The sequence below is a fragment of the Micromonospora sp. NPDC047707 genome, from assembly GCF_040704235.1.
In the GTDB taxonomy this organism is placed as follows: domain Bacteria; phylum Actinomycetota; class Actinomycetes; order Mycobacteriales; family Micromonosporaceae; genus Micromonospora.
In genome coordinates this window covers 182,429-204,257 of record NZ_JBEYSU010000008.1, presented here as the reverse complement: position 1 = coordinate 204,257, position 21,829 = coordinate 182,429, and the positions used below count along the sequence as shown (strand labels likewise).

Sequence of the window (21,829 nt, the reverse complement as noted above, 5' to 3'; positions counted from 1 at the left end):
CCGGCCCTCCCGCCAGTGTCGCTGCCAAACGCCGGGCACCCGGGACACGGCCACGTGGCGTGACCAGCACGGGTGCTCGGGCTACGACCGGAGCTGAGAGACGCTTCACGATCTTTCTGAGGGCATCTTGGCAGGCTCGACGGCGGGCAGGCGAGGGTGTGTAAGAAAACCGATGCAAGCTCGCCGCCGAGGGCCGAATCGGGACGACGTCAGACCCGGGTGGACCTGCCGAACCACTGGATGGTCTACTTCGCGGTCGCGACGCCGACGAGACGGCGGCCAGAGCCGTCGAGCTCGGTGGCGCCGCACCCGTGCCGCCACCGGAGATCGCGCCGGGGCGCTTCGCGGTGCTGACCGACCCGCAGGGCGGGCACTTCTCCATCATCAAGATGAATCCGGACTTCCAGGCGTGAACGGAGCCGGGGCCTGCCCGCGCGCTGCGGGCAGGGCCCGGACCGTCAGTCCATCGGTCAGGACCGGAGGGTTGCGGCTCGCCGGAATCAGGCGAACAGAACACTGTCGATGTCGATCGTGACGAGTTCGAGGTCACGAGCCACTACTCCGTCCGCACCGAGCGGGTAGACGCGCCGCCGGGTGGCAACCATGATCCCGCCGAACTCCCGGTAGTCCGAGCAGTAGTGTGCGGCCGGGCCGGCATTGATGACCTCGGCCGTGTAGTCGTGCCTGCGCAGCAGCCCGTCCTGGTCGAAGTAGAACGTCTGCTCCCGGCAATGGGTGGCGATGTGGTCGGGAAAGGTGACCTTGAGGCGGTTCAAGGACTGCCCGTCCTCTGCCACCGGGGGCAGTTCCTCGGCCACGAAGTCAGGCGACGCGAAGGTGAACGGGGACGTCAGGTACGTCCACATGGCGTAGCCGGCGAAGTAGGCGACGTGCAGGTCGTCCCACGGGGTCTCGAGGACGTGGCCGGCGAAGGCGGCACGCGGGTCCAGGCGCTCGGCCTTCACCTCGCCGGTGTCGCTCTCCACGGACACGCGCTGGGCGGTGAACGAGGTTCGCAGGTCGGGTGCGGTGAAGGGGTAGTGGCTGGCGTGCTGCCGGCGCAGGTCGACTCGCACAGCGGCCTGGCTGAAGATGCCTTCCTGATTCTTGACGGCCCACAGCGCCCCGCCCGAACGGAAGTGGGCCGTGGCGGAGCGGAATCGCCGGTAGCGGTCGAGACCGCCGTGGGCCTCGATAACGGAGTTCATCAGATCGGTCACCGCAAGGTCTCCCATCGTCGCGTCGCCGGGCTGCGTGGAAGCAAATATGACCGGTCGTCTTATCGTCGTCAACGAGCCCTGGATCACAGCGGGGCGGACTGGACAGCGGTGAGACGACTGGTCATATTGGGATCGGAGGTGATGCGTCATGGGCAGGAAGAGCATGCGTGAGGAGATCGTGACGGCCGCGCTCGATCGGTTCCACGCCCGCGGCTACAACGCCGCCGGCGTGAAGGACATCACCGACGCCGCCGGCGTACCGAAGGGGTCGTTCTACAACCACTTCGACAGCAAGGAAGCCCTCGCGATCGTGGCGCTCGAGCGGTACGGCGCCGGACGCCGGCTCGCGGACCTCACCGATGAGGCGGTCCCCCCGGTCGAGCGGCTCCGGAGACACTTCGAGTTCCTGCGCGACGAGGTTGTCGCGTACGGATACCACCGCGGCTGCCTGTACGGCAACTTCGGCAGCGAGATCGCCGACCACAGCGACGCCATCCGAGGCGCCGTACGGGACAGCCTCGACACGTGGACCACTCTCATCGTGGCAACCCTGACCGAGGCGCAACGTGCCGGAGCGGTCCGCACCGACCTCGCCCCCGAGGTCACCGCGGGCTTTCTCGTCAACGCCTGGGAAGGCACACTCATCCGGGCGCGTGCCGATCGCTCCACCGCCGCATTCGACGCCTTCTTCACCTCGGTGTTCGAGTTGCTGCTCGCGCCCGCCTGAGGCCCTGGTCGGCAGCCCCGACCCCCTCGGGGTCGAGGGGCGCCGGTGGGGCCGGCGGGACGCACCGGCACCAGTCCGCCGGGCAGCACCGTCCTCGACGGTGGCAGTGCCACCGTGAGGGGCCGCACCACCGGGGCGGCCCCTCCTCGGCGGGTTGGCGTTACCTGGCCAGGAAGGCCAGCAGGGCTTCGTTCACCTCACCGGCGTGAGTCCAGAGGAGTCCGTGCGGGGCGCCGGCGATCTCGACGTAGTCGGCTTGCGGCAGCCGCTTGTGGAACTCGCGGGCGGTGGCGTCGATCGGCAGGATGTTGTCGGCGGTGCCGTGCACGATCAGCGCCGGCACGTCGATCTTGTCGATGTCGGCACGGAAGTCGGTGACCCAGGTCGGTACGGCGGCGCCGGAGGCGTACCAGGAGGCGCCGGCGGCGACGTTCCAGCTGTTCCGCAGGGCTTCCTCCGACAGTCGGCCGCCGAGTAGCTCCTCGGTGTTGTAGAAGGTGCGGAAGAAGTCGGTGAAGTAGGCGTACCGGTCGGCGGTGACGGCGGCGAGGATGCCGTCGAAGACCTCCTGCGGCACGCCGGTGGGGTTGTCCGCCGTCTTCAGCAGGAACGGCTCCAGCGCGGCCAGGAAGGCGGCCTTCGCGACGCGGGCGGAGCCGTACCGGCTCAGGTAGCGGGCCACCTCGCCGGTACCCATGCTGAAACCGACGAGGACGACGTTGGTCAGGTCGAGTGTCTCCAGGAGGGTGTGCAGGTCGGCCGCGAAGGTGTCGTAGTCGTAGCCGATGGTGGGCTGGCTGGACTGCCCGAAGCCTCGCCGGTCGTAGGTGATCACCCGGTAGCCGGCGGCGAGCAGGGCCGAGCTCTGCTTCTCCCAGGAGTGCCCGTCGAGGGGGTAGCCGTGGATGAGCACGACGGGCTGCCCCTGGCCGTGGTCTTCGTAGTAGAGGTCGATGGTGGTGCTGTTCTCGGTTCCGACGGTGACGTACGGCATGAGGGTCTCCCTTGGATTGGTCGGAGAACGACCGTTCTCGCGCTCTGTGGAGTAGGCTAGAGAACGTTCGTTCTCGGCGCTAGTCGTTCGGCGGGTATCCCGCCGTGAGCGTCGTCACCGGGACCTGGACAGGAGGGGAGACCATGCCGGCACAGGCCGACGAGGCGATCCGTGAGAAGGTGCTGGTGGTCGCCGACCGGCTCTACTACAGCCGCGGCGTCCAGGCGGTCGGCATGGATGCCCTACGAGCCGAGGCCGGCGTCTCCCTCAAGCGTCTCTACCAGCTCTTCCCCTCGAAGGAGAGCCTCGTGGAGGAGGTCCTGCACCGTCGGCGCCAGAATTGGAACGAGCTCGTCGAGGCGGCCGTCGCGACCGGCGACACACCACGCGATCGGCTGCTCGCCATCTACGACATGCTGTCCCGCTGGTTCGACGAGGACGACTTTCGCGGCTGCGTGTTCATCAACACGTTCGGCGAACTCGGTGCCAGCGCGCCACGGATCGCCGACCTCGTCCGCGAGCACAAGGCCGAGTTCCAGGCCCGTCTCGCCGAACTCATTGCCGACGCGGGCGGCCCTGCGTCACTCGCCTTCCAACTGGCCATCCTCGCCGAGGGGGCGCAGACCACCGCCGCCATCGCCGGCACGAGCGAAGCGGCCGGCCACGCCCGCACCGCTGCCGCGACGCTCATCGACTCCGCGCTGGCCGGGACCACAGCGGATTGAGAACGAAATCCAGCTTCGCACGTCCCGTTGACCGGCCACCAGCCTGCCGGTGGCGGCATCGAGCGGGTCGAGAGTCAGGACCCACTCGCCTGGGTCGGTACCACGCCGGTGGTCCGGTCGAGCTCGTCCCGGATGCGTTCGAGCGCGGCCGCCAACTGTGGAGCGGCAACGCCGAGCGCGGCGCGGTCCGCCCGGGCGTTGAGTAGTTGCGTCCACAGCACGGTCCGTCCCTGCTCCAGCAGCTCCAGTGCCCATCCCGGGTCAGCGGCGGCCAGCACACAGGCGGCGGCGTCGTTGGCGAGCGTCGGCCAGTTCGCCAGGGTCCGCTGTTGGCTGACGCGTGCCGTGCCGTGCCAGGCCAGCAGCGGCAGCAGCCGCACCGCCGTTGCGTACCCGTCCGCGACGGCCGACCACGGCTCGTGTGGGGACGAAGCTGCGAGCTGCGCCCGCTGGTAGGCGGCGAGGAGTCGGATCTCCACGGCGCCCGTCACGGTGTCTGCTGCCTCGCGCCATGCCTGCGTGGCGGCATCGGCGTCCTGTCGGCGGGCGGCATGCCTGAACCGGAGTCGCCGGGCCAGGCCCAGGCTGTACAGGGCAGCCGCGCGTTCCGGATGGTGCGCGGGCGCTTGAGCCACGGCCTGCTCTCCGGTGCGGACCGCATCGTCCAGGTCGACGGCCTGCCCGGTGCGCTCGAACCGCAGCTGGAGCGCCTCACAGAGATCGATCAGGGTGACCGGCCGGATGGAGTGCTGTGGCCCGACTGTACGACACGCCTCGCGGCCGAGCTTGATCGCGTCGTCCAGGTCGGAGGTCCGCCCGCGGTGTTCGAACTGGAGCCGCCGGGCGATGGAGAGGTTGCCGACATAGCTTGCGCGCTGCGGATGGCTCGGTGGGCTGGTGGTGATTGCCTCGGTGAGATACTCCAGCGCCCGGTGCAGGTCGGCGGGATCCGCGGTGAGATCGAATCTGGTCAGCAGGGCGGTGGCGGCCTGGTCGAGCATGGGTGGCCGGTCGTAGTGCCGGACCGGTGTGGCGGCGATCGCGTCGGCGCCGTTGCGGATCGCCCGGTTCAGGTCGGCAAGCTCACCGAGCCGTGCATGCCGGATCTGGTACGTGATGGCCAGATGTGACGTCCACCGGGTCCGGTCAGGATGGCCTGCGGGTACAGCCGACAGGGCGGCCTGCAGCTTGGCCAGTGCGTCGTCGAGGTCACCCAGCGCCCCGGCCAGCTCGAATCTGGTGCGCAGCGCGATGCCGAGGTTGGCCATCGCCTTCGCCGCCTTCGAAGACGGTGCCCGCAGGAGCACCGTTGCCTCCCGGCCGGCGGTGACGGCCTCGTCGATCTCGGTCAGTGCGCCGGTGTGCATCGCGCTGAGCCGCAGGTTCGCGCAAAGATTGGCGAGCATCATTCCTCGGTGGGCCGGGGGGAGCGGGCAGGCTGCCGCCTCGCGCGCCAGGTCGACCGAGCGAGCCAGATCCTGGAGGGTGCCGTCGCACTCGAACCGGATACGCAGACCGATGCTGAGCGCGGACACCGCCGCCGCCCGGTCCACGGGTTTGTCGGGGCTGATGGTCTGCGCCGCGCCGTCGAGGAGGTTCAACGCCTCGTCGAGGTCCGCGAAGCGGCCGAGGGCCGCGAACCGGGTGATCAGAGCGGCGGCGAGATGGTACTGGTGAGTCTGCGACTCCTGGCCGTCGACACCCCCGATCAGCGCCTCCCGCCCCAAGGCGATCGCCTCGTCGAGGTCGGTGGCGCCGCCCAACAGATCTGCCCGCATGTGCAGGAGGGCCGCCAGATTGACCAGGTACGAGCCACGGTCGCCGCGGTCGGAGCTGATGGCGGCCACTGCGTCGCGAGCCGCGTCGACCGCTGCGGCGAGGTCCGCTGCGTCGTCGGTGTGCACGTACCGTGTCCGCAGCGCGAAGCTCAGGTTGAACCACAATGCCGCACGGGCGGCGTCGTCCGGCGAAACCGCCGCGAGTGCCTGCCGGATCAGGTCGGTGGCCTCGTTGATGTCATCGAGCGACTCCTGGACCTGGATCCTGGTACACAGAGTGTTGCCCAGTTCGCACAACGCCTGAAGTCGATCGGGTGCGTGCGCGACGGCGGTCCGTCCGAAGGCGATGGCGGCGTCCAGGTCCCCCGGGTCGTGGTCGCGCAGGAACCGACGGTGTAGTGCCGCGCCCAGGCTCTCGGCCAGCATGGAGCGCTGCACTGGTTGAAGGTCCGGTTCGGCGCCGACCTCGTGCAGGACGGCGATGGCGGCGTCCAGGTCGTCGGGCAGGCCGAAGAGTCTGATGCGTTCGACTTGGATGCGGTTGAGCTGATGCCGGTACTGGGCCAACCGCGGGTCGCCACGCGTGGCCTGAGCCACGGTCGCCAGCCCGGCGTCGACCGCGGCGTCGATGTCGGCTCGCAGACCCGTGAACGTGAAACGCAACATCAGTGCGCTGCTCAGGTTCTGTAGGTGGATGGCGCGATTCGGATGGCCGTGTGCGGTGGCCGCCACGGTCTGCCGCAGCAGGCCGATGGCGTGATCCAGCGCCGCGGGGTCCGCACCTGCTTGCACCTGTCGCATGACCGCCACCGCCTCGGCGACCCGGAAGTCCCAGTAATCGGGCATCGCACCTCCTCATCGATCGTCAGCCGACGACGTCCGTCCGGGCGTGCTGTTCGAGGGCGACGCTGCATCGGTGCAGACGTGCGGCCAGATCGGGCGCGACCTGCCGTAGCGAGGTCAGATCGGTCCGGGTGTCGAGCAGCTGCGACCAGTAGGTGCCGCGGCCGCACTCGAGCAGCTCGACGGTCCGATCGGGAAGGCGGGCGGCGATTGCGCAGCCGGCGCCGTCGCGGGGCAACGAGCCGGCGTTCAGGCGCAGCAGGTCCTGCTGCTCGCGCTGGCTGAGTCCTCGCCACGCCAGCAAGGGGAGCAACTCCACCGCCGCGGCGTAGGCCTCAACGGCCGCTGCGGGGCTCCGCTGAGCCGCGAGCAGCTGGGCCCGATGGCCCGCGGTGTTCAGGCGCACCCGCATCGGCGCGACCGGCGACCGGCTTGCCAGCTCCCACCCGCGCATCGCGTCGACCACGTCTGCCGTGGCCCCGGAGTGCTGAAACCTCAGGTGGAGCGCAGTACTGAGGTTGGACAGGAACAGGGCGTGGCTGGGGTGGTCGGTGGGGGTGTCAGTCACCGCTTTCCGACCTACGACCACCGCCTCGTTCAGGTCCGACAGGCATCGTGTGTGCTCGAACCTCGTCTGCAGCAACCCGATGGCCTCATCCAGGTCGGCCGCGGCCCCGGTGCGGTGGAACCGGGCGAGCAGGGCGCCGCCCAGGTGGTACAGGCGCGTGGCGCGCTTCGGGTGGTGAGCGGGAGTGGCTGTTACGGCCTCCCACGCGAAGCGGATCGCCGCGTCGAGGTCGGCATCGGTCCCGGCATCTCGTTCGAATCGGACTCTCAGCGTTCGGCTGAGGTTGGCCAGGCGGCCAGCGTAGTCCGGGTGGTGCGCCGGAGTCGTCGCCACGGCCTGCCGCGCGACGTCGATCGCCTCGTCCAGGTCCGGGACGGAGCCGGTCCGTTCGGAACGGGTCCGCAGAGCACTGCCGAGGTTGGCCAGCCGCCTGGGGTGGTCGGGGTGGTGCGTGGGGGTGGTCGCTACGGCCTGCCGGGCGATGCCGATCGCCTCGTCGAGGTCCGCGATCGATCCCGTGTGACCGAACCGGGTGAGCAGCGCGCCGCCAAGGTTGGACAGGCAGACGACATGGTGGTGGTCGCCGATGGAGGCGGCCGCGGCTCGGCGGCCAACGTCAACGGCCTCGTCCAGGTCCGCCACAACACCGGTTCGCCCGAATCGATCCAGTAGCGCGTTGCCCAGGTTGGACAGCATCGCCGCGCGGGCGACGAGTTCGGCGGGGGTGGCCGCAACGGCTTGCCGCGCAAGCCGGATCGCCTCGTCGAGGTCGGGATCGGCCCCGCCGAGCTGGAACCGTAGGTGCAGCGCGCTGCCGAGACAGGACAGATACCTGGCGTGGTCGTGGTGGCCGGCCGGCGTGGCGGCCACCAGGGTGGTCAGGAGCGTGACGGCGCGCTCCAGTGCCACCCGGTCGCCGCTTGCTTCGGGTTCGGACATTCGCACCGGACCTCCTGACGACGGTCGGGGATGATCGCCGCTGGGAGCGGGCACGCAGCGGATCAGCTAGCGGGGCGTCACGGGCACCTGCCCACCGCGGTGATCGTCAGAGCCGTGGTCAGGTCGGTGGCGACCTCACCCGCCGTGGTCTTCAACACGAGAACGCCACGGTTGAGCCGGACCACCGATCCGCAGACGGCGCCCGCGGAGGTGGTCACCTGCAAGGATGGCTTCTCCCGCTCCGGGCCGTACCAGGTGGCCCCCACCGCGGCGACGAGAAGGAGAGTGCAGCCGAGGGTGGCAGCGATGCCACGTCGCAGCGCGGCGGTGGAGGCGAGCGCGTCAAGGTGGTCGGCTGCCAGGACCGAGGTCAGGGCCCGGGTCGCGGTGACCGCCGGGCGGCCGTGCGCCGCCCGGATCAACAGCAGAGCACCCACGGTGCCCGTTACCAGCGCCAAGAGGAGAAGGACGCCGACCCAGGCAGCCCAGGCCGTGGTGAGCTGGCCGACATCAGAGCGACCTTTGATCAGGCTGAACCCGATGAGCGCGGCGAGCAACGCCCCCAAGCCGTTGCGCCAGGCGGCCGCCGCGGTACGCACGCGGGCCAGTTCGGTGCGCAGCAGCCGGTCGCGCACCTGGGCGGTCCGCAGTTCGACGATGGTGGCCGGGCGAGAACCGGGGGAGAGCCGGTACCTCGGACTCGGCTGGGCAGAATCGGTCGGCGCGGTCGGGGTCATCCGTCCTGCCTCGACAGCACCAGCGTCCAGTACGCGCCGCAGCCGACGGCATCATCCGGCCGGCCAGGGTGGGATTCCTGGCAGGTGCACAGCATCGGCTCCTCGTGGTCGGCCGTGCTCCGCCCTCGGCGCCACGGCCCCGCGCCGAGCAGCCGGGACGCCCGGAAGACGCCGTCGACCACGGCGATATCGATGAGGGCGTGGCAGCGCGGGCACGGGCCGCGGAGGACGAGCGTACCCGGATCTGGTTCGTCGACCGTGAAGGTGCGGGCGGCTGACTCGGCGTACTTCTCGTCGGTCACCTCACGGTACGGCAGCGGTTCGCTGTCCGGCGGTGGCGCGGAATCGTCATGGTCGGTCAACGGGACCACTCCGGGAAGAGGTGGCGGGCACTGTCACATCAGGGCCCGGTGTGGGTGAACGGACTCCACGCGCTGGCGGGCAGCCCTCTGACGTCGCGGAGATGGCGGATCGCGCCGTGCAGGGCGTGGGCCGAGCGGGCCGGAGCGAAGGTGCCGTCCGACATGAGATCGTCGTAGACCAGTTCGGCGACATCGGCTGCGGTGTCGTCGTACACCGACCACAACGTGCCGATGACCTGGCGGTAACCGGTGTAGTGCAGGGCGGCGGTCAGCGTGATGACCTCGTCGGGAAGGTCCACCCCGCCCACCGCGGTCATGCAGGCGGACAGAAAGGCGAACTCCCCGTCGTGCTGCCGGGCGCTGATCTCGGCGATGCTCAACGTGCTCCCGTCATGCAGCCGCAGGCCGCCTTGGGACGGGTCGGCCATGTTCTGGCTTCCGTGGCAGCTGAAGTGCGCCCACCGGTGCCGGGCGAGCTCGTCCCGCACCGCCGCGGTGGCCATCGCACCTTCCAACAGCGTGGTCCGCGGGGAGAAGTGTGAGACGAGCACGTCCCGTTCACGCTCCACCGCCGCCAGCGGCACCTCGTCGGGGGTGTCGGCGAGCGCGACCACGAGCATTCGGGCCTCCGCCGGCGGTGAACCGAGCGGACGCCGCGCCTCCAGCAATGCCCGCAGGGTCGGTGTGTAGGACGACACCACCCGGTCCAGGACGGTACGGCCGGCCGGTGTGTCCGTCGGATCGTGGTAGCCGGCGGCATGCAGCGGCATCAGGGTCAGCGGGCCGGTCGGGCACCACCACATTCGCGGCCACGCCCCGTCCGCCGGCGTCGCCACGAAACCCAGGCACGCCAGCACCGGTTCGGCGATCTGATCCCACAACCATCGCAGGGTGGTGGTGAGCGTCCTGTCACGCTCGCCGGCGGCGCGCTGCCACGACTGCTTGGCGGCGGTGTACCGACGGATGGAGTCCAGCGACCGGTCGCCGTCGTCGTAGCGCCGCCGCGCCTGATGGAGGATGTAGGTAGCCTGATCCACCTCCTGCAGTACCCGCAGATACTCGTTCGTCTGACCGACCACCGCACGAAGTGTCAGGCTCGGAAGGTTCACGACCTCGACGCCGCTCGTTCGTACCACCAGGGCGTCACAGCGCCACCGGCTGACGTTGACGATCACGACGGGACCGTCCGCCGCGGCCGGCAACAGCATCTCCAGCCGGGGGGGCTTCAAGAAATCCTTGAAGTCGTCGAGCTTGCGGACCTCCTCGACAAGCTCATCCCATTCCCGGGCCAGTGCCATACGTCGGTCGATCGTCCGGGAAACCTCGCCTGCGGTCTCGGGCATCACGGCAAGTACCAACCTCCATACTCGTCGTACCGCAACTTACGCACCGTGTCCGTCCCATGGTTGCGGGCGCCCGGGCGAGGCTGCCGTCCGAGTTGGAAATCCGACAGCTCCCGGCAGCGGTGCGAGTGAGCCGGCGGTGAGCACGGTGGCGCTGGTCAGGGCCCGGACGCGACGTCGCACGCGGGGCAGCCGGCCGCTCGCGGACTCAGCGACAGCGACCAGATCCTCGTCGACCCCGCCGGGGACGTCCGCGGCCGCACGGGGAGCCGGCTACGGCTACCCGAGCTACCCCTACGTTGATTGGTAGCCGTGAAAGTCGTACCGGTAGCGGCCGTCCCCGTCCGGGGCCGGCCGCCCGGTGGTGTTGTCGACCCGCAGCACGTACACCATCGAGCGTCCCGCCGACTCGGCCTTGGTCATCGACCAGCCAGGCGCGGCCGGACCGGGAACCTCTTCCACATGTACGGGCGACAGTTCACGCTGCACACGGCGGGTGCCGTCGAGCGGACCGTCGTGGAACTCGGCAACGACAGGTCGGTCCATGAGTCGAGTCTGTCAGGCGCGCGCGGTGGGAGGTCGAACTCGGGCCGGGACGACGGGGATGTTTCCGGACGTCGGGGCCGAACAGCCGCTGGTCGGCGACGCTACCCGGCCGTGGTGTCGAAATGTCCCTGCGAGCGGGGAGTGGAGCCACGGCGATCGGGGTAGCGCCGCGGGGTGGAGTCGCTCCATCTCAGCTATGCCCTGGTCGGTGTGCTGGCGGTGTTGCTGGCCTTCCTGTCCAGCGCCATCCGTCGGGCACCGTTCAGCGAGCCGCTGCTCGCTCTCGCCCTGGGCGTCCTGGCGGGCCCGGCTCTCGGGCTGATCGACCTGCCCCATCAGCTGGCGTCCGGCCTGATGCTGGAGGCCAGCAGGATCCTGCTGGCCATCTCGCTGATGGCGGTGGCGCTGCGGTTTCCCCTGTCGGAGTACCGGTCGGTGGTTCGTCAGGTCGGTGTGCTGTTGACCGTGGTCATGGCGGGGATGGCGGTGGTCACCGCCACCCTGGCGTGGCTGGTCCTCGGCCTGCCGCTGGTTCTGGCCGTGCTGCTCGGAGCCTGCCTGACCCCGACCGATCCGGTGCTGGCCTCCAGCATCGTCTCCGGCGGCCCGGCCGAGCGGCAACTGCCGGGTCGGCTGCGGCAGGTGATCAGCGGGGAGTCCGGCGCCAACGACGGACTGGCTTTTGTCTTCGTCGTGCTCGCGCTGATCCCCGCGGCACACCTCACGGCGGGCGGTCAGGTTCGGGAGGCGGTGTGGGGAGTGCTCGGGGCGGTGCTGGTCGGTCTGGTCGTCGGCTACGCGGCTGGTCGGGCGGTCTGCGCGGCCGAAGCCCGGGAGGAGGTCGAGGAGGGCTCTCTGTTGGTCTTCGCGGTGGTGCTCGGCGTGGCGGCCCTGGGTGTCGCCCGGCTGCTGCACACCGACGGGATCCTCGCGGTGTTCGTCACCGGGCTGGCCTACAACGGGGTGATCGGCAACGAGTCGCGGGCCTCGGAGCAGGAACTGGACGACGCGCTGACCCGGTACCTGGTGCTGCCGGTGTTCTTTCTGCTCGGAGTCGAGGTGCCGTGGCGCGAGTGGCATCACCTGGGCTGGCCGGCGGCCGGGTTCGCGGTGGCGGTGCTGCTGTTGCGTCGCTTGCCGCTGGTGCTGGCGGTGCGTCCAGCGCTGAAGATGCCGCGGCGGGACACGGTGTTCCTGGGCTGGTTCGGGCCGGTCGGCGTGTCAGCACTGTTCTACCTTACGTACAGCGGGGAGGAGGGCGTCCGGGACTGGCGGCTCTGGGCCGCTGGCAGCCTCGTCGTGGTGTTCAGCACCGTCGCGCACGGCGTGACGGCCACGCTGGGCCGCAGCTGGTACGCGGCGCGGTCGTCGCCGCCCCCGGACTGACCGTCGCCACGCAGCCGGTGATGTTCTTGATAACAATCGACGATCTCGCATCGGCGGCACGCGCCCGTCGGCCGGCTGCCCGCACACCTGCCTGCCGGGGTGACGTCGCAACCCGGTGACCACCCCCAGATTGTCGATCCGCCGTGATCCTCGGGGCGGGGCGGGCCCGGCTGTTCCCTCCCGTTACGGAGCTGTTGCCGGCAGGTGTCTTGACGACGTCGATGTGAGCGTTAACACTAAGCCCGTCGTTGTGCGGAGGTGGGCCATGAGCAGTGTGGACGGTGCCGGCGCGCGGTACGCCTGAGGGCCGACGGATACGGCTTCGGCGGCGAGGGTGACTGGAAGACCTCCGTCCTGGTCCGGATGCTCAAGGCGATGGCGGTCGGCGTCGACGGTGGCACCTCCTTCATGGAGGACTACACCTACGACCTCACCCCGGGTCAGGAACTCGTCCTCGGCGCGCACATGCTCGAGGTGTGCCCGAGCATCGCCGCCGGTGTGCCGAACGTGGAGATCCACCCGTTGAGCATCGGAAGCCGGGAAGACCCGGTGCGGCTGGTCTTCGACGCCGCGCCGGGTCCGGCCGTGGTGCTGGGCATGGCGGACATGGGGGAGCGGTTCCGGCTGGTGGCCAACGTCGTCGACGTCGTGCCACCGCCGCACCCGCTGCGCCGGCTGCCGGTGGCCCGGGCGGTCTGGCGGCCCCGTCCGCACCTGCCCGGCTCGGCGGAGGCGTGGATCACCGCCGGCGCTCCCCACCACACGGTGCTCTCGCAGGCGGTCGGTGTGGAGGAACTGCGCGACCTGGCCGAGATTTCCCGTACCGAGCGGTGGTCATCGACGCCGACACCGTCCCGAGCCGCCTCGTTGACGAACTGCGGTGGAACCAGGCGTACTACCGGCTCGCCCAGGGCTTCTGAACCAGTGGTCGGGTAACGACGGGAACCGGCGGCAGTGACAGTTCGTGGATTCGCGTAGTGGTTGGTACCGGTTGACGTCACGGCCGGAAATTCTCCCCGAGGCGGGATTGCGAGAACAATTTGACGCGCTTTCGTCCCGGGTGAACGCACCGGCCGGCAATGCCGTTCCCGTTCCCGCCCGCGGCGCGGGAACGGACCTCTCGCTCGCAGGCCGGAAAGAGGTGGCGGCCGCTTGCGCGGTGCCGCCGGCCCCCCCAGAAAAGAATGGTGTCCGCCAATTCATCGCCATTCCGGTGGGAACACTCGACCGGGAGCTCAGCCGCGCCGTGGGCGTCATGACAACTGGCGTAGACTGGCGGCGATCCGGCACCGGCCGCTCGGAAACACCGCGGTGGCGGCTGCCCGAACGATTCGTACCCTCCAGGGGGCTTCCGTCGGCCGAGCGGCGCCGTCGGCGAGGGCGAGGCGGGAGAGGGAGGTGGCCGTGCGCGGTCCTGCGATGACGGACGTGGCTCGCCTCGCCGGCGTCTCCCACCAGACCGTGTCCCGGGTGCTGAACGGGCACCCCAACGTACGCGAGCAGACCCGGCTACGGGTCCAGGCGGCGATCGCCGAACTCGGCTACCGGCCGAACCGGGCGGCCCGCGCGCTGGTGACCGGCCGGTCGCAGGTGATCGGCGTGGTCGCGCAGAACACCACCCTCTACGGCCCGGCGTCCCTGCTGGCCGCCCTTGAGCAGGAGGCCGCGGAGGCCGGCTTCGCCGTCAGTGTGGGCAGCGTCCGCGACCTGGATCATCAGTCGATCTCGGCGGCGGTGGAGCGGCACCTGGCTCACCGGGTCGCCGGCATCGTGGTGATCGCGCCGGTCGAGTCGGCGGGGGAGGCTCTGGAACGCCTACCCAAGGACGTTCCGCTGGTCACGGTGGACGGTGACCCGCGCCGGCCGGTGCCGCTGGTGACGGTCGACCAGGTGGCCGGCGCCCGCGCGGCCACCCAGCACCTACTCGACGCCGGGCACCGCACGGTATGGCACGTGTCGGGGCCGCCGGACTGGTTCGACAGCGCCGGGCGGATCGAGGGATGGCGGGAGGCGTTGCAGGCGGCCGGTGCCGAGATCCCACCGCTGGTGCCGGCGGACTGGTCCGCGGCGGCCGGCTACCGGTGCGGGCAGATGCTGGTCCGGATGCCGGAGGTCACCGCGATCTTCACGGCCAACGACCACCTGGCGCTCGGTGTGCTGCGGGCTCTGCACGAGCACGGTCGGCGGGTGCCCGACGACATCAGCGTGGTCGGTTTCGACGACGTGCCGGAGGCGGCGTACTTCATCCCGCCGCTGACCACCGTGCGACCCGACTTCGCCGCGGTCGCCCAGGCGAGTCTGGACCTGCTGCTCGCCCAGATCGAGACGAACAGCACCGGCCCCGGGCGGCACACCATCGCACCGACCCTGATCCCTCGCCGCAGCGTCGGTGCCCCACCGCGCCGCTGAGCCGGTCGCCGGGCCGGTCTCCGGGCCACCGGCCCGTCCTGGAGTCCGGTGGGCTGCTCGACCTGGGTGAGGCGGCACCGCCCCGGTGAAACCAGAAGACGGCAGCTTGACTAGCAGCGTGTTATCGCTAACAGGCGATAGTTAAGGGCGACGACGTCTGCGGTTCAACGGGCAGCCCGCTTTCGTCGGAGAGTTCGGATCAGGCGTACCCCAAGGGTGTGCGGACGCATTGTTAGCGCTAACGCTCGTCAGGGCGGGCGCACTACGCGCCGCACGGTGCGCCCATCGTCGAAAACCGTTGGGTTCAGCACTGAGGGAGGATCATGTTTGCCTTTGGTAGGTCTCCATCACTCGCGCCGCCGTCTCGGCGGGGCTGGCTGCCGCGGGTCGTCGCCGCCGGTGTGACGGCCGTCGTGGTCGGTGTCGCCGCCGCGGCGGTGGTGTCGACACCCGCCGCCGCGGCAACAGTCGACCCGACCGCGTGGTACGTGTTGATCAACCGCAACAGTGGCAAGGCGTTGGACGTGTACAACCTGGCCACGAATGACGGTGCGCGGATCGTGCAGTGGGCGCGGAACAACGGCAACCAGCAGCAGTGGCAGTTCGTGGACTCGGGCGGTGGCTACTACCGGCTGAGGTCGCGGCTGCCCGGCAAGGCAACCAGCAGTGGCAACTCGTCCGCGTCGACGGCGGGGGCACCCCTACGACGCCGCCGCCCGGCACGTGCGCGCTTCCGTCGACGTACCGCTGGACGTCGACAGGTGTGCTGGCGAACCCGAGGCCGGGGTGGGTCTCGCTCAAGGACTTCACCCACGCCCCCTACAACGGCAGGCATCTCGTCTACGCCACGACGCATGACACGGGTACGACGTGGGGCTCGATGAACTTCGGTCTCTTCACGAACTGGTCGGACATGGCCTCGGCGAGCCAGAACCCCATGCCGTTCGCGGCTGTCGCGCCGACCCTGTTCCACTTCGCCCCGAGAAACGTCTGGGTGCTGGCCTACCAGTGGGGTGGCCCGGCGTTCTCCTACCGCACGTCGACCGACCCGACCAACGCGAACAGCTGGTCGGCGCCGCAGACACTCTTTACCGGCAGCATCTCCGACTCCTCGACCGGACCCATCGACCAGGCAATCATCGGTGACGACACGAACATGTACCTGTTCTTCGCCGGGGACAACGGCAGGATCTACCGGGCCAGTATGCCCATCGGCAACTTCCCGGGCAGTTTCGGCTCCACCTCGACGGTGATCATGAGCGACTCCACGAACAACCTGTTCGAAGCGGTTCAGGTCTACAAGCTCCAGGGCCAGAACCGATACCTCATGCTCGTCGAGGCGATCGGCGCACAGGGCCGCTACTTCCGCTCGTTCACCGCCACCAGCCTGGGCGGTTCGTGGACACCGCAGGCCGCAACCGAGAGCAACCCGTTCGCCGGCAGAGCCAACAGTGGCGCCACCTGGACCAACGACATCAGCCACGGCGAGCTGATCCGGGCCAACGCCGATCAGACCATGACCGTCGATCCCTGCAATCTGCAGTTGCTCTACCAGGGTCGTTCCCCCAACTCCGGCGGCGACTACGGCCTCCTGCCGTACCGACCGGGTCTGCTGACGCTGCAACGCTAGCAACGGCGCCCAGGGCCGACCGGGCGTCGGCGCAGCCCGCGACCATGATCGGCTGACCCGGGCCGGCTCGGTGCAAGGCCGAGCCGGCCCGGGTCACAGGTGCCGAGGTCGCCGGGTCGGACAGTCCGGCCGGTCGGCTCAGGCGCTGGACCTGACCTGCACAGCGTGGGTCAGGGTCATCAGCAGCAGGCCGCCCAGCAGGTTTCCGGCACCCGAGAGGACGACGTTGCGCCCCAGGTCGGCGTAGGACACGTGGGCGCCGAGCCAGATGCCGAACAACAGGTGCAGGCCGGAGACCACGACGTGGTCGAACGGACCGAGGGCGAGGAAGAAGCCGACCACGTACGCCAGGACGATGCGGCTACCGGCGGAGCCGACGGCGTGCAGCAGGTACGACAGCAGGGTCAGCAGGGTTCCGGCGGCGATGCCCCGGGTGAAGGTCCCAAGGCCTCCCTTCGCGGCGATCTCCTCCGCGACGAGGGCGAGGGTGTGGTGGGCGCGGGACGGCAGGGTTCCCTCGACGGTGAACACGGCCGCCATGACCGCGCCACCGACGAAGTTGAGGACGAGCACCAGGATCCACAGCCGCGCGAGCTGCCAGACGGCCGGGATCCGCCGGCGGGCCACCGCCGCGGCCACGGGGTCGAAGAAGTTCTCGGTGAACAGTTCGGTGCGGCCGACGACCACGAAGACCAGACCGATGCCGAACGCCAGCGCGCCGACCAGATGCCCCACCCCGGAGGCGAAATCGGGCGCCGCCAGTTCGCGGGCGACGCCCAGCGCGACGATCCCGAACACGATGGTGACCCCCGCGATGAACCCCGTGGACGCCTGTTCCAGGGCGCTCATCGACAGCCGGCGCTCGCCCTCCGACCGGGCCCGGACGTACACATGCTCCGGGCTGGGTTCTCCTGCCATCCTGCGGGCGTACCCGATTCTGTCCGGTGGAACCGCATCCGCGGACCAGCCGTCGGCGAGGGGATGTCGGCCGGACGTGGGTGGGAACACTTCCACCGGGCGAGGCGGTCATCGCTCAGCCCGCAGGGCCGCGTCGGCCGTCGTCGACGGCGTGCGGACGGTGATGTCCTGGGTGACCGAGGCCACGCGCAGACCGTGCTCGGCGAGGCGGTCCAGGACGCGGCGGGTGACCTGATCCTTGACCTGACGGGCGGCGCGTACCGGCACCACGAAGCGGGCGGTCAGTTCCACCCAGTTCGGTGTGGCGCGGATGAAGACCCGGGCATCGACCTCGGCCTCGGCGACCGGGTAGCGGTGTCGCATCTGAGCTATCGCGCGCCGAGCGTCCGCCGTGGAGGAGATCGACTCCGCCTCCTCCCGCAGGATCCGTTCGGCCAGGTGCCAGTCGGCGTCGTACCGGATGGGCAGGGTGAGTTCCTCCCAGAGATGGTCGAGCACCGTGCTGCTGTTGTAGACGGGTGCGGTGAACACGAACCGGTTGGACAGCGACACCACCCGCCCGGTGTACTGCCGTCCACGGATCCACGACTCCGGGTCGGTGGACGACCCGCTCTCCAGGATCCGGGTACGCAGCGGTGTGATGTCGAGAACGTCGCCGCGGACGCCGCACATCTGGATCCGGTCGCCGACCCGGAACTGACGACCGGTGAGGATGCTGATCCAGCCGGCGAAGGCACCGATGACCTCCTGCATGGCCAGGGCCAGGCCCGCGGCGATCAGCCCGACGACGACGCCGATCCGACCGGCGAAGGGCCGCCAGAGAATGGCCAGACCGATCAGCAGCACCGCGACGGTGACGTAGTGCACCGCCTTGCGGAGGTAGTAGCGGGTGTGCGTGTCGTCCACCCGGCGGGTGGACAGGCGCCCTGCGATGATCGCGAACAGCGCCGCCGCCACGATCATCACCAGGGTGGTCACCAGGCGACCGGTCACGGTGCTGGTGTCCCACACCGCCTCGAGGAACGCATCCATGGGTCGTGTCCCGTGCCGCTGGTGCCGCTGTCGCCCTGACCCTAGACAGCTTCCACGGGATGCCGCCGGCGTTTCCGTCGGCTTCCCCCTCGGGTGGGAACGGCCGCGGCCCCGCCGGCGCGCCCGTTGCTCGTTCGCACCGGCTGACCTGAGGTCGACGCTGCTGTGCCGGCCAGCCAACGGGATGCGTGTCAGCGCGGCAGGCGCGACGGTGCGGACGGGCCCGGGAGCTGTCGGGACGGCGTGCCGGCCGGAGCAGCGGTGAGCGGCGCCGACAGGGCGGCCACGGTGCGGGTCACCGCCTGGCGGAGCAGGTTGTCGTCCAGCGGCTCCATGACGGCGGTCATCTGCACACTGACCAGGTTGTGTCCGATGCGGATCAGGATGTAGGCGGAGGTCCCGGTCAGCGTCATCCCGGAACCGGCGGCGGACATCCGCAGGTCGACCCGCCAGGACTGTTCGCCCAGGCCGGGCGCGGCCCCGGGCACCACGTCGACGGTGATGGGTGGTTCTCCGCGGGTGACGAAGCGGCGGCACGCGGCGCGTTCGGCCTCGGCCTGTGTGAGCACCGTCGCGGGGACCCGGTCGGCGTACGAGGTGACCCCGACGTCGAGGGTGGTGGAGGCCAGGGGCACCGGGCCGGGTCGGGTCTCGTAGCGGAGCGTCGTGTCGACCCGTTCGTGTGGCGTGAGCGGGTCCAGGAACCGGTCGCGGACGAACGGTAGGCAGGTGTCGGGGGTGATGGGGTTCTCCGGCGCCTTGCTCCACGGTTTCGACAGCCAGTGAGCCGGCAGGGCCGGTTTGACCGCTCGGGCCGCCGTCTCGGCCTCCGTCTTCGTCAGTAACCGGCCCGGGTCGGCGGCGTGGCCGGGTCGCGGGGGCGGCGGTGTGGGTGGGCGGGCGGTCGGGGACGGCGATCCGGTGTCGGCGGCTGCGGCGGCGTACCTGGCGGTGCCGGGAGCGCGCAACAGCGCGGCGGCGGGCCCGCTCGCCAGCAGGGCCAGGGCGAGCGCGACGCCGGAGGCGCCGAGCGGCGCGGCCCACTTTCGTGCGGCGTGCACCGGATCGGTACCTCCGCCAGAGACCTCCGCCGGCACCGACCGCGCCGCCGCCGCCGTCGACGGCGGCGGCGGGGGTGGCGTCCGGGACGCGGTCGGGGGCTTCCGGCTCCGGACGGCAGCCACCGCCGCGAGTGCCGGGACGGTGAGCACTGTCAGGTACAGCAGCCACACCAGCGGGGCGACGGCGTGCATCCGGAACCGCCACAGGTTCGGCGGCAAGCCGGCGACCAATGACTGGACGTGCAGCGCGACGCCGACCGCCGCCGTCGTCGTCCAGGCGGCGACGATCGCGGTCGGGATGGCGTGCCGTCGGCGCCGGACACCGAGGGCCACGAGGACCGCCCAGCCGGCCAGTGCCGCCGCCCACTGCCCGTCCTGCAGCACCGCCATCCACTCGGCGACGGTGCGAGTCGGATGCCGGGCGGCGTGCACCGCCGCCACCGCGGCGGCGGCAAGCGCGGCACCGGCGGCGGTCAGTGCGGGCACCCGCCACCACCCCCGCCCCGCCCTGCGACGGAGCAGCACGGCGAGGGCCAGCGGCACGAGCGCCGACAGCGACCACCACACCGTCGGCGCGAAGAAGACGAACCAGTCGTGGACGTGACCGCGCGGGGAACGGACGGCCTGCGAGGCGACCGGTACCGCCCAGACGGCGGGGGCCACGACGGCGCCCACAGCGAGGTAAGTCACCGCCCGCCGCGTGCGGTCGCGCACGTCGGGCGACGGGGCCGCGTCGGCGAGCAGCCGCGCGACGAGGACACAGAGCACGGTGAGCGAAGTGCCCGCCACGGCGGTCACGGCGGCGTTGCTCAGCGCGGACCCGGGGTCGGTGGTGCCTCCGGGGAAGGCGACCGCCTCGATCCCCGAGGTGACCGGCAGCAGAAACGCCCCGGCGACGAAGCCGGCTGCCGCCCCGGCCACCGGCCGCCACCAGACCCCGGCACCGCCGGCGCCGCGGTTGGCGGTTGCGCGGCGGAACAACGCCGGGGTGAGGCCGAGACCGAACAGCAGCCCGGCAACGACGGCCGGCGGCCCCGATGCGTCACGGGTCGCGTCCAGGGCGTGGGCGACGCCGTTCGCGGCGCCCATCGCGGTCACGGTGACGACGGCCGTGACGAGGGCGTGGGTGAAGCCGCCGTCGAACGTGGCCGCCGGCGCCGACAGAGCCGCGATCCGCGCCGTGGGATCCGGATGGCGGCCCAGGGCGCGGCGCAGGAGACGACGCGGCCCGGCCCGGCCCGTGCCGGCCGGTGCCTGGGCCAGCAGGGCGGCGAGCGGGCCTGGGCCGCCGTCGTCGGCGACGAGCCGGTCGGCGGCGTGCTCGCGCAGCCGCAGCAGCGCCGCCGCGAGCAGCGCGATCGCCGCGACCAGGATCGCCGAGCGGACCAGCGCCGGCGTAACGGCCGGCCAGTTGTCCCGGGGGTGCAGGGCCGCCACCGCCAGCACCGCCGGAAGAACCACCCATGGCAGCCCACGCATGGTCGACACCCAGGCCACGTCACGCGCCCGGACGTGTGCCAGCTCGTGCCGGACGACCGGGTCGAAGCGGGCCGGATCGGCGTGTGCTGCCGCGACCGCCGCCGGCAGCACGACCAACGGCCGTCCTCCAGGCCGGGCGGTGGTGAACGCCTCACGCACCGGCGGACCGGCCACCATCAGCTGAGGCCCGCGCCGGCCGGTCAGCCCGGCCTCGGCGCGGAGCACGGCGAAACGCTCCTGCGCGGCCGGCAGCGCGAGCCGGTGCCGCCGCAGCCGGGTGGCATCGAGCAGCGGCACCAGCACCAGGAGTACGGCGAGGCCGGCCACCAGCAGCGCGGCGCCGGCGAGCATGGTCCAGCCGCGTACCTGTGTCGGTTCGCGCATACAACCAAGGAAGGCGTTCACCGTCGCGAGGTCATGGTCCGGCCCGGTGAACGGGTAGCCGGGGAAGGCCCGATCGCACCCGGTCAGGGCCACCGCGTACCCGGCGGCCAGCGGCCGGTATGCGTGGAACACCAGGTCGCCCACCATCGCACCGAAGCTGGCGGTCAGCGCGGCGACGAGCACGTACAGCCAGGTGAGCGGCGCCGGCGCGGATCGCTGCGTCGACGGCGCTGTCACTTGGCTTCGGAGTCGAGATGCAGGGCACCCACCACGGCGTCGGCGAGGACCCGCGCCCGCGCGGCGTCGAGGCCCAGCGCGGTGGCGTGCTGACGGCACGCGTACCGCAGCCGGCGGGCCTGCTCAGCGGTGAGCGCCAACCGCGGCGGCTTGCCCCCCTCGCCAGGCTCGACGACCCCGACCACCACCGGTGGCTCGCTCTGCCGGCGCCGCCACCAACGTCGGCCCAGCAGGGCCCCGCCGAGGACGAGTACCTCGGCGACGGCCTGCCCGGCGGCCTGAAGGGCGACCTCGGTGACGAGGACCGTCTCGACGCCGAAGCCGACCGACCGTCCCGGCGCGGACCAGCGGACCCGCTCGGGCCGTCTCCGCCATTCAGCGGCGAGCTCGTCGAAGACGGCCAGTTCCTCGGGAGCGAGGCGGGCGACCGCGACCCGGGCGGCGGCGACCGCGACGTCGACGGCCGGCGGCGCGGCATCCGATCGCTCGATACGGTCGGTCACGGGAACCA

Annotated in this window: 16 protein-coding genes and 2 pseudogenes; 6 read left to right on the top strand and 12 right to left on the bottom strand. The window is 71.0% G+C overall.

The annotated features are described in order from the left end of the window. Nucleotides 1–500: 500 nt before the first annotated feature. Nucleotides 501–1,220, bottom strand: a complete 720-nt coding sequence (locus tag AB0873_RS12150; RefSeq protein WP_366599708.1) for a hypothetical protein — start codon at nt 1,218–1,220, stop codon at nt 501–503. Nucleotides 1,221–1,368: 148 nt separating this feature from the next. Here AB0873_RS12150 and AB0873_RS12145 point away from each other — a divergent pair, with 148 nt between their 5' ends. Then, complete coding sequence (locus AB0873_RS12145) at nt 1,369–1,947, top strand: TetR family transcriptional regulator C-terminal domain-containing protein (protein ID WP_366599707.1); 579 nt, start codon at nt 1,369–1,371, stop codon at nt 1,945–1,947. A gap of 160 nt (nt 1,948–2,107) precedes the next feature. Here AB0873_RS12145 and AB0873_RS12140 read toward each other — a convergent pair whose 3' ends face one another. Then, complete coding sequence (locus AB0873_RS12140; RefSeq protein WP_366599706.1) at nt 2,108–2,941, bottom strand: alpha/beta hydrolase; 834 nt, start codon at nt 2,939–2,941, stop codon at nt 2,108–2,110. 143 nt (nt 2,942–3,084) lie between these two features. Here AB0873_RS12140 and AB0873_RS12135 point away from each other — a divergent pair, with 143 nt between their 5' ends. Beyond that, nucleotides 3,085–3,666 carry a TetR/AcrR family transcriptional regulator gene (locus AB0873_RS12135; protein ID WP_366599705.1) on the top strand — a complete coding sequence of 194 codons (582 nt, stop codon included), beginning with the start codon at nt 3,085–3,087 and terminating at the stop codon, nt 3,664–3,666. Nucleotides 3,667–3,740: 74 nt separating this feature from the next. Here the strand turns inward: AB0873_RS12135 and AB0873_RS12130 are convergent, their stop codons facing one another. From AB0873_RS12130 to AB0873_RS12105, 6 genes are all read right to left on the bottom strand, one after another. Then, on the bottom strand, nt 3,741–6,290 hold the full coding sequence (locus AB0873_RS12130; RefSeq protein WP_366599704.1) for a hypothetical protein: 2,550 nt from the start codon (nt 6,288–6,290) through the stop codon (nt 3,741–3,743). A gap of 19 nt (nt 6,291–6,309) precedes the next feature. Then, the gene (locus AB0873_RS12125) at nt 6,310–7,794 is read right to left on the bottom strand and encodes a tetratricopeptide repeat protein (protein WP_366599702.1); all 1,485 of its coding nucleotides are present in this window, start codon (nt 7,792–7,794) and stop codon (nt 6,310–6,312) included. 77 nt (nt 7,795–7,871) lie between these two features. Then, nucleotides 7,872–8,531, bottom strand: coding sequence for a hypothetical protein (locus tag AB0873_RS12120; protein ID WP_366599701.1), 660 nt, complete (start codon nt 8,529–8,531; stop codon nt 7,872–7,874). Further along, nucleotides 8,528–8,893, bottom strand: coding sequence for a hypothetical protein (locus AB0873_RS12115; protein ID WP_366599700.1), 366 nt, complete (start codon nt 8,891–8,893; stop codon nt 8,528–8,530). The genes AB0873_RS12120 and AB0873_RS12115 overlap by 4 nt, the downstream gene beginning before the upstream one ends. 38 nt (nt 8,894–8,931) lie before the next feature. Continuing rightward, nucleotides 8,932–10,236 (bottom strand): CHAT domain-containing protein, encoded by a 1,305-nt coding sequence (locus AB0873_RS12110; RefSeq protein WP_366599699.1) that lies wholly within the window; start codon nt 10,234–10,236, stop codon nt 8,932–8,934. Between the two features lie 294 nt (nt 10,237–10,530). Continuing rightward, nucleotides 10,531–10,782 carry a hypothetical protein gene (locus AB0873_RS12105; protein ID WP_366599698.1) on the bottom strand — a complete coding sequence of 84 codons (252 nt, stop codon included), beginning with the start codon at nt 10,780–10,782 and terminating at the stop codon, nt 10,531–10,533. 174 nt (nt 10,783–10,956) lie between these two features. On the opposite strand from AB0873_RS12105, the gene AB0873_RS12100 reads away from it, so the two are divergent. From AB0873_RS12100 to AB0873_RS12085, 4 genes and pseudogenes are all read left to right on the top strand, one after another. After that, entirely contained in the window at nt 10,957–12,168 is a 1,212-nt protein-coding gene (locus AB0873_RS12100) for a sodium:proton antiporter (RefSeq protein ID WP_155331519.1), read from the top strand. A gap of 297 nt (nt 12,169–12,465) precedes the next feature. Then, nucleotides 12,466–13,088, top strand: a pseudogene (locus AB0873_RS12095) (L-arabinose isomerase); the annotation flags it as partial. A gap of 499 nt (nt 13,089–13,587) precedes the next feature. Next, nucleotides 13,588–14,577 carry a LacI family DNA-binding transcriptional regulator gene (locus tag AB0873_RS12090; protein WP_196255622.1) on the top strand — a complete coding sequence of 330 codons (990 nt, stop codon included), beginning with the start codon at nt 13,588–13,590 and terminating at the stop codon, nt 14,575–14,577. A 323-nt stretch (nt 14,578–14,900) separates the two neighbouring features. Further along, nucleotides 14,901–16,207 (top strand): annotated as a pseudogene (locus tag AB0873_RS12085) (non-reducing end alpha-L-arabinofuranosidase family hydrolase). Nucleotides 16,208–16,345: 138 nt separating this feature from the next. Here the strand turns inward: AB0873_RS12085 and AB0873_RS12080 are convergent. The 4 genes from AB0873_RS12080 to AB0873_RS12065 form a co-directional block, all read right to left on the bottom strand. Further along, on the bottom strand, nt 16,346–17,125 hold the full coding sequence (locus AB0873_RS12080; RefSeq protein ID WP_366599697.1) for a formate/nitrite transporter family protein: 780 nt from the start codon (nt 17,123–17,125) through the stop codon (nt 16,346–16,348). A 108-nt stretch (nt 17,126–17,233) separates the two neighbouring features. Continuing rightward, nucleotides 17,234–18,157: a mechanosensitive ion channel family protein gene (locus AB0873_RS12075; RefSeq protein ID WP_366599696.1), complete on the bottom strand. Its 924-nt coding sequence runs from the start codon at nt 18,155–18,157 to the stop codon at nt 17,234–17,236. Nucleotides 18,158–18,348: 191 nt separating this feature from the next. Further along, nucleotides 18,349–21,318 carry a M48 family metalloprotease gene (locus AB0873_RS12070; RefSeq protein ID WP_366599695.1) on the bottom strand — a complete coding sequence of 990 codons (2,970 nt, stop codon included), beginning with the start codon at nt 21,316–21,318 and terminating at the stop codon, nt 18,349–18,351. Continuing rightward, nucleotides 21,315–21,821 carry a hypothetical protein gene (locus AB0873_RS12065; protein ID WP_366599694.1) on the bottom strand — a complete coding sequence of 169 codons (507 nt, stop codon included), beginning with the start codon at nt 21,819–21,821 and terminating at the stop codon, nt 21,315–21,317. Before AB0873_RS12065 ends, AB0873_RS12070 begins: the two co-directional genes overlap by 4 nt. Nucleotides 21,822–21,829 lie beyond the last annotated feature (8 nt).

Excerpts from the sequence above, each read along its gene's own strand:
- AB0873_RS12105 (WP_366599698.1), bottom strand. The coding sequence starts at position 10,782 with ATGGACCGACCTGTCGTTGCCGAGTTCCACGACGGTCCGCTCGACGGC.
- AB0873_RS12135 (WP_366599705.1), top strand. The coding sequence starts at position 3,085 with ATGCCGGCACAGGCCGACGAGGCGATCCGTGAGAAGGTGCTGGTGGTC.
- AB0873_RS12140 (WP_366599706.1), bottom strand. The coding sequence starts at position 2,941 with ATGCCGTACGTCACCGTCGGAACCGAGAACAGCACCACCATCGACCTC.
- AB0873_RS12080 (WP_366599697.1), bottom strand. The coding sequence starts at position 17,125 with ATGGCAGGAGAACCCAGCCCGGAGCATGTGTACGTCCGGGCCCGGTCG.
- AB0873_RS12090 (WP_196255622.1), top strand. The coding sequence starts at position 13,588 with ATGACGGACGTGGCTCGCCTCGCCGGCGTCTCCCACCAGACCGTGTCC.
- AB0873_RS12145 (WP_366599707.1), top strand. The coding sequence starts at position 1,369 with ATGGGCAGGAAGAGCATGCGTGAGGAGATCGTGACGGCCGCGCTCGAT.
- AB0873_RS12075 (WP_366599696.1), bottom strand. The coding sequence starts at position 18,157 with ATGGATGCGTTCCTCGAGGCGGTGTGGGACACCAGCACCGTGACCGGT.
- AB0873_RS12130 (WP_366599704.1), bottom strand. The coding sequence starts at position 6,290 with ATGCCCGATTACTGGGACTTCCGGGTCGCCGAGGCGGTGGCGGTCATG.
- AB0873_RS12110 (WP_366599699.1), bottom strand. The coding sequence starts at position 10,236 with ATGCCCGAGACCGCAGGCGAGGTTTCCCGGACGATCGACCGACGTATG.
- AB0873_RS12120 (WP_366599701.1), bottom strand. The coding sequence starts at position 8,531 with ATGACCCCGACCGCGCCGACCGATTCTGCCCAGCCGAGTCCGAGGTAC.
- AB0873_RS12125 (WP_366599702.1), bottom strand. The coding sequence starts at position 7,794 with ATGTCCGAACCCGAAGCAAGCGGCGACCGGGTGGCACTGGAGCGCGCC.